Annotated in this window: 8 protein-coding genes; 6 read left to right on the top strand and 2 right to left on the bottom strand. The window is 70.5% G+C overall.

Going from position 1 to position 12,089, the window contains the following annotated elements; genetic code table 11:
* Positions 1–7: 7 nt before the first annotated feature.
* The 4 genes from ACZ7OI_RS13195 (at position 8) to ACZ7OI_RS13180 (ending at position 6,571) form a co-directional block, all read left to right on the top strand.
* The gene (locus tag ACZ7OI_RS13195) at positions 8–538 is read left to right on the top strand and encodes a Rossmann-fold NAD(P)-binding domain-containing protein (RefSeq protein WP_470264425.1); all 531 of its coding nucleotides are present in this window, start codon (positions 8–10) and stop codon (positions 536–538) included.
* A complete protein-coding gene (locus ACZ7OI_RS13190; RefSeq protein WP_470264424.1) occupies positions 517–1,209 on the top strand; it encodes a helix-turn-helix transcriptional regulator in 693 nt (230 codons plus the stop codon). Before ACZ7OI_RS13195 ends, ACZ7OI_RS13190 begins: the two co-directional genes overlap by 22 nt.
* Positions 1,210–1,277: 68 nt before the next feature.
* Positions 1,278–2,603 carry an amidase family protein gene (locus ACZ7OI_RS13185; protein WP_470264423.1) on the top strand — a complete coding sequence of 442 codons (1,326 nt, stop codon included), beginning with the start codon at positions 1,278–1,280 and terminating at the stop codon, positions 2,601–2,603.
* 851 nt (positions 2,604–3,454) lie between these two features.
* On the top strand, positions 3,455–6,571 hold the full coding sequence (locus ACZ7OI_RS13180) for an amidohydrolase family protein (protein WP_470264422.1): 3,117 nt from the start codon (positions 3,455–3,457) through the stop codon (positions 6,569–6,571).
* Between the two features lie 59 nt (positions 6,572–6,630).
* Here ACZ7OI_RS13180 and ACZ7OI_RS13175 read toward each other — a convergent pair whose 3' ends face one another.
* Positions 6,631–7,752 (bottom strand): FAD-dependent oxidoreductase, encoded by a 1,122-nt coding sequence (locus ACZ7OI_RS13175; protein ID WP_470264421.1) that lies wholly within the window; start codon positions 7,750–7,752, stop codon positions 6,631–6,633.
* Positions 7,753–8,450: 698 nt separating this feature from the next.
* On the opposite strand from ACZ7OI_RS13175, the gene ACZ7OI_RS13170 reads away from it, so the two are divergent.
* Entirely contained in the window at positions 8,451–9,356 is a 906-nt protein-coding gene (locus tag ACZ7OI_RS13170; protein ID WP_470264420.1) for a universal stress protein, read from the top strand.
* Between the two features lie 514 nt (positions 9,357–9,870).
* Here the strand turns inward: ACZ7OI_RS13170 and ACZ7OI_RS13165 are convergent.
* Positions 9,871–10,791, bottom strand: a complete 921-nt coding sequence (locus tag ACZ7OI_RS13165; protein ID WP_470264419.1) for a LysR substrate-binding domain-containing protein — start codon at positions 10,789–10,791, stop codon at positions 9,871–9,873.
* Between the two features lie 89 nt (positions 10,792–10,880).
* On the opposite strand from ACZ7OI_RS13165, the gene ACZ7OI_RS13160 reads away from it, so the two are divergent.
* On the top strand, positions 10,881–12,071 hold the full coding sequence (locus tag ACZ7OI_RS13160; RefSeq protein ID WP_470264418.1) for a cytochrome P450: 1,191 nt from the start codon (positions 10,881–10,883) through the stop codon (positions 12,069–12,071).
* The last annotated feature ends 18 nt before the right edge of the window (positions 12,072–12,089 follow it).

Genomic DNA, 12,089 nt, shown 5'->3' with positions numbered 1-12,089 from the left:
GCGGACTGTGCCCTCGGTGTACGCGCCGCTGCTGCGTCGCTCGCGTTCGGCCCGGATCGTGAACGTTGCGAGCGATTCGGCGATGTTCGCCAAGTCCACCGAACCGGGCTCGATGTTCGCGCGGTCTCACGAGTCCTTTGTGTACTCCGCGGTGAATATGCTGACGGTCAAGTACGCCAACGCATTCCTTGACGATCCGGAACTCGCGCACCTCAAGGTCAACGCGGTGACGCCGGGCTATGTGGCGACGGATCTGAACAACTTCAACGGCGTCCGCACCACAGCGGAAGGCGCGCGGGCACCGGTGCACTGGGCGACTGCGGGCGACGACGCCGAAACGGGCGGCTTCTTCGGCGACGAAGGCCGGTGGCTTGGTGAGTCGCGGGCGGACAGCGGCCCGTGGGATCAGTCCGTCAACGAGCATCCGGGGTCCGCCTCGTACACTTTCGTGCGAGCAGGGAGCCGACGGAGCCGAACCGGCGTCGCGCTCGCTACTTCGCACCGAAGCGAGGCAGTATGGGCCAGGAATACGCACTGACGTGCGAAGCGATCGATATCGTCCTGTCCGACTCGCCGCTGAAGGCGAAGCGGCTTCTGCTGGGCGATGTTCTGCGTCGCATGCTGAGGGCGGACGTCTTCGCCTCCTATGTCTGCGATTCGTCCGGGCCCTACGCCGATCCGGTCCAGCTCGATCTCGGCGACGACGCTCTCCGCGCCTACCATCGGCATTTCCGGCACGTCGACGACCTGACCCCGAAGCTTTACGCGCGGGGGAGCGCTTCGCGGATCACTCCGGCGGCCGGGATCTCCGCCGAGTTCGTCCAGGACTTCCTGCATCGCGGCGGCATGTACCACGGCATGAACTATTTCCCGGCGAGCGCCGGTCCCGGTTCGGTGGACCTGCGGCTGTGGCGGGGACGCGGCGGCCGCGCGTTCACCGAGGCAGATGCGCGGGTTTTGCGGTCTTTCGGGGATCTGGTCGCCCGGACCTGGCCGCGGGAGGTCCCGTCCGGTCAGAAGCCGTTGTCCCGGCGCGAAGCCCAGGTCGCGGAGCTGGTCGCGGACGGGTACAGCGACAAGCAGATCGCTGCGGCCCTCGGGATCGCACCGCCGACGTTGCGGACCCACCTGAGCAACGCGTTCGCCAAGACCGGCGCCCCTAACCGGGCTGCCCTGGCGGCGCACCACCTCCGCCATCGTCAGAAATGACGATGGCGGAGACCCCGCGGCATGCAGAGACTTCCGGACAAGCCTCATTCGCTGCAAAGGAGCCCCGGATGCCGCTTTCTCCGGCGGGCGTCACCGCCCGCCCCGCTGTCCTCGGGCCGGTCGAACGACCGGAACCGGGCGAGTGGACGCAAACCTGTACTGCCGGGGAAATCGCGGCCCAGTTGCCGTTGGCGGGCGGGAAGCCGTATCCGCTCGCGGTGAAGGCGAACATCGCGGTGCGCGGACTGCGCCGGTCCGCGGGGTGCGAGCTGCTGGACCTCGGACCGGAGGAGGCGGACGCCCCGGTGGTTGCGCTGCTGCGCCGCTCCGGCGCGGTGGTCGTGGGCATGGCGAACATGCACGAACTCGCCTTCGGGATCACGTCGCAGAACACCTCCTACGGCGCGGTGCGCTTGCCCGGCCGCCCGGGCTATCTGGCAGGGGGATCCTCGGGCGGCAGCGCCGCGGTCGTCGCGCGCGGGCATGCCGAGGTCGCGCTGGGCACCGACACCGGGGGATCGATCTCGATCCCGGCCAGCCTGTGCGGGGTCGCGGGATTCCGCCCCAGCACCGGACGCTGGCCGACCGCGGGCATCGTCGGCCTGTCGTGGACGCGGGACGCCCCCGGGATCTTCGCGCGATCGGTGCGACGCCTCGCCGAGATCGACCGGACGATGCTCGGCGGAGCAACGGACCAGGACCGTGCACGGCCCCGGGTCGGGGTGCCCGCCGAACTGGTCCGCGAGCTGCACCCCAGCACGCGAGCGGCGGTCGAACCGGCCTTGGAGGCGCTCGCGGCCGCCGTCGAGCTGGTGCCGGTGAACCTCGCGGAAATCTGGGAACTGAGCCACGCGGCGGCGATGCCGATCGTCTGCTGGGAAGCCCGCCGGCTGCTCGGAGACGTTGCCGCTCGCGCGCTGGGCGTGAACGCGGAACAGGGGTTCGCCCGGCTGGTCGAGGGAGTGCGCAGTCCTGACGTCCGGCAGATCCTCGAAGCGGAGGCGTCGTCCCCGGTGTCGCCCGACGAGTACGCGCTCGCCCAGCGGCGAACCGAGCAAGCGAGAGCGAGCTACGCGGAACTGCTGCACAGCCACGGACTCGACGCGCTCGCGTTCCCCGCCACGCCCGCACCGGCTCCGCCCGTTGACTGCGACGGGACGGTGGAGCATCTGGGCAGCCGCGTCGACGCTTTCGAGCTCTACACCCGGAACACGACACCAGGCGCGATGCTCGGGGCGCCCATGGTCACCTTCCCGCTGGCCGTCCCGGCGACAGGTCTTCCGGTCGGGCTGACGATCCAGGGAGCACGGTTCGACGACCGTCGGACACTGCGCCTGGCCGAACGAACGGCGGAGACGCTGTCGAACACCGCCGACCTGGCCGGCTCGGAGTGATCAGCGCGGCGGCAGACTTTCGAGGGTGAACACCGGGCTGGCCGGCGGGTCGCCGCGCATGCGGGCGTTCGTCTGCGAGTCGGTCACCAGCAGCCGGTCCCCGCTCACGGCGACGCCCGTGGTGTCCGGCTGGCACCCGAGTCCGGAAAGGACGCCACCGGACCACGAGCTGGTCGTCGCATCGGACCGCTGTCGCGTACCGACTGCAATCTCGGCTGTGGAGGCATCGGGTGCCTCTCGGGGTCGCAGCCAGCTGCCTTGCGCATGGGATGGGAAGGAGTTTGCGGTTTGCCGCGACCGCTTTCCGGGTTGCCTGGGATTCGACCTCGGAAATTCGCTGCAAGCCGACACCTTGAGAGCCGGGGGCGTATTTTCCGGGGATGTTTTTGTGGTGCGGCCTCGGAGGGAAGGTCGTGTCGGCCAGTCCAGTGCGTCGCGAAGATGGGCGGCGACGTCGCCGTGCCGTTCGACGAGGCCGGGTTGCCCGAGCGCGTCGAGAAGGTCGAGGCGCTGTTCGGGGTGAACGCGGACGCGGCGATCAGCGCGTAGACGACGACCGCGGCGGACACGCCACTCCGTCGCGACCACTACGACAAACAGCAGCCTCGTTGCGGGTGATGATCGACCTGGCTCCCTAGCGCTCTGGCCCAGGGAGAGGCTCTAGGGCGCGTCGGTCGGGAGGCTCTCGTCTTTGCGGACGGTGGCCAGGGGGCAAAGCGCGATTCCGGCGCGAAAGCGACGTTACGGTGCGGCAGCTGGGCGTACAGCCGAAAGGATGATCGCCGCTGGTATGCCAGGAAGCGCCGTTAGGGTGGGCCTGATCATCGAACGGCAGTGCACTGGGGGCTCAGATGACGGTGAACAGGCGTGGTTTTCTGGCCGGAGTCGCGGGAACGGCCGGGGCGGTGGGGCTCGGCGTGACCGGCCCGGTGTCCGGCGCGCAGGCGGAATCCCTTGCCGTGCAACCCCTTTCGGTCCGGCGGGGGACGAATGTGGCGGCCCAGCTGTCGCCGGACGGCCGGACCGTCGCGATCGACCTGCTCGGGGTGCTCTGGCTGCTGCCGGCGCGGGGCGGAACGGCGAAACGGCTTACCGGGGACCTTTTCGACATCGGATTGCCGTCCTGGTCCCCGGACAGCACGACGCTGGTGTTCCAGTCCTTTCGCGAAGGCGTCTTCGACCTGTGGACGATCCGGGCCGACGGCGGCGGCCTGCGGCGGCTGACGAGCGGGCCGTTCGATCACCGCGAACCGGTCTTTTCCCCGGACGGCCGCGCCGTCGCCTACTCCTCCGACGAGGGCGGCAGTTACGGCATCCGGGTGCTGGACATCGCTTCCGGGGCCAGCCGGGCGATCGCCGACAGCCCGGAGGAGGAGTACGAACCCGCCTGGTCGCCGGACGGGTCGAAACTCGCGTTCGTCGCGGGCGCGAAACGTGTCGACGTCGTCTCCGTCGCCGACGGCGCCCGTTCCACGCTGATCAGCGAACCGGACGCGGTGCTGCACAGTCCGATGTGGACCCCGGACGGGAAGGACGTTGTGTACACCCGGATCATGGGCGGCCCGGTGCCGCTGCCGCCCGCAGCCGTGGAGCTGGCGCGCGCCGGGAAACCGTTGTTCTCCGGGGAGGACGTGTTCCCGTTCCGGGTTTCCTGGCTCAGCGACGACGAATACCTCTACACCGCCGACGGTGCGCTGCGGCGCCGGAAGCTCGACGGCGGCACGGCGACGGACATCCCGTTCTGCGCCCCGGTCACCGTCGCCGAAGGGCCACTGCACGCGCGTCCGCGGGATTTCACCTCCACCACACCGAAACCGGTGGTCGGGATCGGCAGCCCGGTGCTGTCGCCGGACGGCCGCCAGGTCGTGTTCCGCGCGTTGAACGACCTTTATCTGATGGAGCTGGGCCGGTTGCCGCGCCCGCTGACCCGCGACACGTGGTGGAAAAGCGACCCGGCGTTCTCGCCCGACGGAGGCAGGCTGGTCTACTCCACCGACCGCGGCGGCACGCTCGACCTGTGGATCCGCGATCTGAAGACCGGGCAGGACCGGCAACTGACGAACCTGCCGGATCTGGCCGCGACGTCGAGCGCCTGGTCGCCGGACGGCTCCCGGGTCGCGTTCCTCGACCAGAGCGGCGCGCTGCACACCGTCGAGGTCGCGACCGGCGCCGTGCGGCAGGTATTCACCGCGACCTTCGAGCCCGGGCGTCCGACCTGGTCGCCGGACGGCAAGGTCATCGCGCTCGCCGCGGTGAAACCGTACTCGACGCGCTTCCGCGAGGGGTTGAACAAGATCCTGCTGGTCAACACCGAAACCGGTGCCGGCCGGTACGTGGACCCGATGCCGGAGCGGTCCATCCAGACCCGCGGCGACGACGGTCCGGTGTGGTCGCCGGACGGGCGGCGGATGGCGTTCGTGGCGGCCAGCGTGCTGTGGGTGGTCGACGTGCACCCGGACGGCACGTTCGCCGGCGCGCCGCGGCAGGTCACCGACGAGGTCACCGACGCGCCGAGCTGGAGCGGCGACTCGAAGACGCTGCTGTACCTGAACAACGGCCGGTTGCGGCTGATCGCGGCGGGCGGCGGCGCGCCCCGCACCGTGCCGACGCGCCTGACCTGGACCAACGCCCGCAACCGCGGCCGGGTGATCGTGCGCGCCGGGCAGATGTGGGACGGCACCTCGCACACCTCGCGCGCGGACGTGGACATCGTGGTGGACGGCGGCCGGATCGCCGGGGTGGAGCAGGCGGGCAGCGGACTGGACGGCGAGATCGTCGACGCACGCGACGGCGTGGTGATCCCCGGGCTCGTCGACATGCACAACCACCGCCAGATGCAAGGGTACGGCTACGGAGACCGGCAGGGCAGGCTGTGGCTGTCGCTCGGGTTCACCACGACGCGATCGCCGGGCAGCCCGGCGTATCACATGGTGGAGGAGCGAGAGTCGATCCAGTCCGGCGCCCGGCTCGGGCCGCGGTACTTCGCCACCGGCGAGGCGATCGACGGCTCGCGCGTCTTCTACAACTTCATGCGGCCCACCTTCGACGAGCGGCAGCTGGAACTCGAGCTGGAACGGGCCGAGAAGCTCGACTACGACCTGCTCAAGGCCTACGTGCGGATCAGTCCGGAAATGCAGCGCCGGGTGATCGAATGGGGTCACCAGCGGCGGCTGCCCGCGACCTCGCACTACCACTACCCGGCGCTCGCCTTCGGCGGCGACGGCATGGAGCACATGGGCGCCACCAGCCGGTTCGGCTACTCCCGCACGTACTCCATGCTCGGCGCCGGATACGACGACGTAGTGGACCTGTTCCTGCGCCGCGGCGCCGCGCGCACGCCCACTCTGTTCGCCGCCACCGCGCTGTTCCGCCACGACGAGAGCCTGGTGACCGACCGGCGGGTGCGGACGCTGTATCCGGCGTGGGAGTACAAGTCGTTGCAGAAGACCGTCGAAACCTCGAAGACCGCCGATCTGACCGCGGCGCTCAACAGCCTGGCCCGGCAAGTGAAAGAGGCGGCGGCGATCCTGCGCGGCGGCGGCCGGATCGTCACCGGCACCGACTCGCCGATCGACCACACCGCGGTCAGCACGCACATGAACCTGCGCGCGATGGTCGCCTACGGCTTCACCCCGTACGAAGCGCTGATCACCGCGACCAGCATCCCGGGTGACGTCCTGGGCGAACCGCTGGGCCGCGTCGCCAGGGGTTGTCACGCCGACCTGGTGGTCCTCGGCAGCGACCCGCTCGCCGATATCAAGGCCGCTGCCGACGTCCGCCAGGTCCTCGCGAACGGGCGCGTGCGCACAGTGGACGAACTGCTCGCCCCGTTCACGTCGGCCAGCTCAGCCGTGCCGGCCAGCGCACGGCTGACGCCGATTCCTGATCATCCGGACAACGCGGCCTTCTGGTGGCACGACCCGCACTACGTAGAGAGCGCCCGCACGTCCTGCTGCACCGGCGATTAGCGGATTTTCGGCTTGGTCTCGGCGTTCGCGGTGCCGAGACCAAGCCGTTGCGCGGCTCTCTAAGAGCGATCGAAGAGAGCGACCACGCTCTGCGGCGCCTCCCGGCCGAAGAAGTTCTCCAGGTTCTGTGCCGAGAGGCCGGCGACCTCGCCACTACGCGGGAACAGCCGATCCTCGTAGGCGGCGAGCGCGCCCTCGACCTCGGATTGCCCGACCAGTTCGCTCGCCAGGTCGGCACCGTCGTACATGGCGAGGTTCGCGCCTTCGCCGGCAAAGGGGGACATCAGATGCGCGGCGTCGCCGATGAGCGTCACGCCGGGTATCCGGTCCCACTTGACGCCGACGGGGAGGGCGTAGATGGGCCGGAGCCGTGGCTCCACGTCGCTTTCGGAGACGAACGCCGTAAGCAGCGGCGACCAGCCGGCGAACTCGGCGCCGACTTGACGCAGGCCCTCGGACGGGTCTCCGAAGTCGATCGAGTTCGCCCACTCCTCGGGCTTGTTCAGCGCCACGTAGCCGGATACGCGCCCGTCGGCGTAGCGATGGGCGATGATGCCTTTGCCCGGCTCGACCGCCATCAGCGTGCCGGTGCCGATCGCCTCCACGCTCGCCCGGTGGTCCGGGCCGCCGGAGACGAGGCCGATCTCGATGAAGCAGGTTCCGCTGTAGAGCGGCTTGGCGGGGGTGAGCAGCGGGCGCACCTTCGACCAGGCCCCGTCCGCACCGATGACCAGTTCGGCGTGCGCGGCCGCCTCGGTCGCGAAGGCGAGGTCGTAGCCGCCCTCCGGGCGGTGCCGAATCGAGTCGAGTTTGTGCCCCCACTTGACGGTGCCGGGTGCGAGCGACTCGATGAGCAGGTCCCGGAGTTCGCCGCGATCGACCTCCGGGCGCGCCGATCCGGGATTCCCGGGCGCGTCGAGCAGGACCGTGCCGGCGTGGTCGACCACGCGCTTGGCGTCCTCGCCAGGACGGACCAGGCTGAGGAACTCGTCGTACAGACCGGCTGCGCGGAGAGCGGCTTGTCCGGTCTCTTCGTGAATGTCGAGCAAGCCGCCTTGCGCGCGGGCGGTCGCCGACGCCTCGCCCTCGTAGATCGTCGCGGTGACACCGTTGACCTGAAGCACCCGGGCGAGCGTCAGGCCGCCCAGCCCCGCTCCGATGATGGCGACGGACTTCTGCATGGTGCGCTCCTTTGTCGAGCCGGCACGCGCCGGCAAGGGTGTTCGCCGAGAAGGGGCGGGAAGACCGGATCTCGGCAAGGAGCCGCTGACCGAGCAGAAACGTCTGCGTCGATGTGTGCGCGATGTTCGGCGGCTTGAACCGCGGAGCATCGTTTTTCGCGACACCGTCACCATAGCTCAGCATCCGGCGACCAGCGACCGGACGGTCTCGGAATCCGGTAGGCCTGCTGCCGCTTCGGGAACGCGTGTCGTGGGGCGCAGCATCCGGTCGAGACGCAGGTGCCGAGACGCCGGTGGCGCGATCGGTCAGGATCGGCGGAGGAAGAGGTCGAGTGCGGTGGATACGTTGGCGCGCGCGAACTCTTCGGGTTCCGCGGTCAGCGCTGCCTGGACGGGTTCTACGTTGTTTTCGGGTCCGGGCAGGTCGAACACGGCGCGGCCGCGGTGGTGCGGACGTTCCAGTCGTCGTCCTCGGCGGCGTCGTTCGCGGTCGACAGCGGGAACGGTTCGAGCACTGGCGAATCCCGTTTACCGGGGACGAGCAGCCGCCGTGTCCGGAAACGGTTGTCGGGGGTCATCCGGCCGAAGCGGTTGACCAGCTCGCCGCTTCCCCCGTCGGGGTGTGACGACGGGCTGGAACGGCTTTGGGCCGGTAGCTTCCTTGCACGGACTGTCCGTACGGGGAAAGCAGGGATCGGATGACGGGGTCGGAGTCAGCAGTGGTGGTCGGTGTCGACGGTTCCGCGGCCGCTCTGACAGCAGTGCGCTGGGCGGCACGGGTCGCGCGGGAACGTCACCGGGGTCTTCGCCTGGTCCATGCGTTGCCTGAGCTGCCGGCGTCCTTTCCCGCAGCAGAGCTGTCGTTCGAGCAGATGCAGGAAGCTGCCGGCGCGCGCGGCGCTCGAGTGCTGGCCGAAGCGGGCGACGCGGCTGCCCAGGCCGCGCCGGGCGTCGAGGCGGCGACCGCGGTGCGGGCCGAAGGGCCGGCGGAAGCATTGCTGGCCGAGGCGGCCGGCGCGAGCATGATCGTCCTCGGCAGTCCAGGCCGGAGCACGGCGGGCCGCGTCTTGCTCGGGTCGGTGTCGGTCGCGCTGGCCGCACACGCGCCGTGTCCGGTCGCGGTGGTCCGGCCGCACGTCGGCGAGGACGAGGCTCCGGCCGAGGGGTCGGTCGTGCTGGGCGTCGACGGCACCCCCAAGGGCGAAGCGGCGATCGCGGCCGCGTTCGAAGAGGCGACCTGGCGGAATGCGCGGCTGGTGGCGGTGCACAGCTGGAGCGAGACGTTCCTGGCCGAGATCTTCGAAGAGGGCCGGCGGGGAATGGACCGCACGGCAGTCGAGGAGCACGAGCACGAGCTGCTCGCGCAGCGGCTGGCCGGCTGGCAGGAGAAGTATCCGGACGTCGTCGTCGAGCGGGTCGTGCGGGCGGGGCGCCCGGCCGAGGTGCTGCTCGATCTTGCCGACCGGGCGCAGTTGCTGGTCGTCGGCAGCCGGGGCCGGGGCGGGTTCAGCGGCCTGGCGCTGGGATCCACGAGCCAGGCGCTGATCTCGTACGCGCTGTGCCCGGTGCTGGTCGCCCGCGGCGGGACTCGCCCGGGTGAGTAGGGGAGCAGCGCACCGGCCTGGAGCGGGCGATGTCGGCTGGGCGGGCGGCGACGGACTGGTTTCCCGGACGAGGAGTTCGACGCGGCCGAGTTCGGCGAAGCGGGCCGTCGGCGGAAGCGACGAGGAAGATGCGGCCTCCGGCGGTGCGGACGTGGCTGGCGTGGGAGATTGGCGCGAGTTCCACGGCGTCGGGGCCGGGCCGTACGGGCAGCGGGGCGATGCGCAGCGAGGCCAGCGCGCCGTCGCCTGTGTCGGGGACGGCGGCATAGGCGGCGACGGCGTGGTGTCCGGGGCCGACGGGTTCAGGGTTCGAGTCCTTGGCGGCCCACTCTCGAACCCCAGATCGACGACCACGCCGCACACGGTCGTGCAGCGACCCGCGAGGCGGACACCACCTCGCGGGTCGGTGCGCCGCGCGGAGGGCTGAGGCGGCGGCAAGGCACAGCGGCCCAGGATCCTCCATTGTGGACGAACGTGAACCTGGTTGGCGCCCCGTCAGCTCGCGTCGCGGCAATCAGGCGCGGCGGCGCGGGTCCAGCCGGTCGGCGTTGCGGGCGGCGAACTCGACGAGGGCGGCGGCCCGGTCGTTCAAGCGGACCTCGCGAGGCCACATCATCACCACGTTCGCGGCCGGGTCCGCGGGTTCGAGGTCGCACAGCGCGAGCGGCAGGTCCTCGTACGACCGGTTGACCGTGGGGCGCTGGATCAGCACCGAATAGCCGAACCCGCGGGCGACGAGGGAGCGGGTCAGTTCGAAATCTGCGGTCCGGTGCGCGACGCGAGGCTCGAACCCGGCCCGCTCGAACAGTTCCCGGGTGTGCTGGGCCGCGGGCGGGAGGTCCAGCATGATCATCGGCTCGTCCGCCAGTTCGGCCAGCGGTACCGTGCCGCGGCCGGCCAACCGGTGCCCGGCGGGCAGCAGGGCGTACGGCGGGGCGCTGTACAGCCGGACGGAGTCCAGTCCGTCCGGCAGTGCCATGTCGTAGCCGACGGCCAGGTCGAGCCCGCCGGCCAGCAGCCGCTGCGGCAGTTCGGCCTGGTTGCCGGTGACCACCGACAGGTCCACGCGCGGGTGCTGGTCGCGCACCCACTCCATCAGGATGGGGGCCACCGTCGGCGCCACCGTGGAGTAGCAGCCCAGCGCCAGCGGCCCGGCGAGTTCGCGCCCTCCGCCCACGGCTGCCCGCTCGAGTTCGTCGGCGTCGCGCAGCAGCCCGGCGATGCGCTCTCGCACGTACTGCCCGGTCGGCGTCAACGTGATGCCGTGCGCCTTGCGGCGGACCACCAGTTGGGTGCGCAGCACGCGTTCCAGTCCGGTGAGCGCGGAAGCCACCGCGGTCGGAGTCACGTGCAGCGCCGCCGCGGCCGCCGAGATCGACTTCGCCTCCGCCACCGCCGCGAAGTATTCGAGCTGGCGGAGGGTGTAGCCAGGCATAACCAAACCTCAGCTGTGGTTGTTCGCAGGTTATTTGAACTTTACCTGTCGTGGTGGCGTGGCTCACGCTGGGAGCGAGGAGGTCGACGATGACAATCGACACGACAGCGACCCGCGAAATCCCGACCGCGGACTGGGTGGAGATCCCCGCTCTGTACGCCGATCCTTACCCGATTTACCAGCGGCTCCTGGCACAGTCTCCGATCCATTGGGTTCCGGCGCTGGACCGCTATCTGGTGGTCGGCCACGAAGCCTGTCACACCGTCGAACTCGACCAGGAGCGGTTTTCCGCCGACGAAGCGCAGTCGTTGATGAAGCGCTCGATGGGCCACAGCATGCTGCGCAAGGACGACCCCGAACACGATGCCGAGCGGAAAGCGTACGGCGGGCTGTTGCGGCCGAAGGCGGTCAAACAGCAGTGGGAAGCGGTCTTCGAGCGCAACTACCGCACGTACGCGGAGCAGTTGCGCGCCGCGGGCCCGGGCGCTGATCTCGTCGCCGAGTTCGCCGCACCGTATGCCGCCGACAATTTGCGCGCCGTCCTCGGGTTCCGCAATGCCACTCAGCGGGATCTGCAGCGGTGGTCGCAGACGCTCATCGACGGCACCGGGAACTACGCGGACAACCCGCAGGTGTGGGCCGCCGCGGAACGCTCGTCCCGCGAGGTCGACGAGGCGGTCGACGAACTGTTGCCGACCCTGCGCGCCGAACCCGACGGCAGCCTGCTGTCCGTGCTCGCCGCCTCCGGGATGCCGATAGATGCGTTGCGCGCCAACGTGAAAATGACGATCGGCGGCGGGGTCAACGAACCGCGCGACGCGCTCGCGACCACGGCGTGGGCGTTGCTGACCCGTCCGGCGCAGCTGGCGGCGGTGCTCGCCGGGCAGCGATGGCGGGAAGCCTTCGAGGAATCCCTCCGCTGGGTCGCGCCGATCGGCATGTATCCCCGGCAGGCGACGCGGGACACCGAACTGGCCGGGCTCGCGGTGCCCCGCGGCGCGCGGCTCGGCGTCGTGATCGGCGCGGCCAACCGGGATCCCGCGGTGTTCGGCGATCCGGCGGTCTACGACATCGACCGGCCGCGCAAACCTCACCTCGCCTTCGGCGGCGGCAACCATTTCTGCGCCGGTGCGTGGGTCGCTCGCGCGTCGGTGGTCGACGTCGCGCTGCCGCGGCTGTTCGCCGAATTCCCGGGGCTGCGGCCCGATCCGGCCCGGCCCGCGACGGTAGGCGGCTGGGTTTTCCGCGGCGTGCTCTCCCTGCCCGTGCACTGGGACTGAATCCTCGAGGAGAACCGA

The sequence above is a fragment of the Amycolatopsis sp. NPDC114503 genome (assembly GCF_055633655.1).
This window is presented reverse-complemented; position numbering and strand designations above follow the sequence as displayed.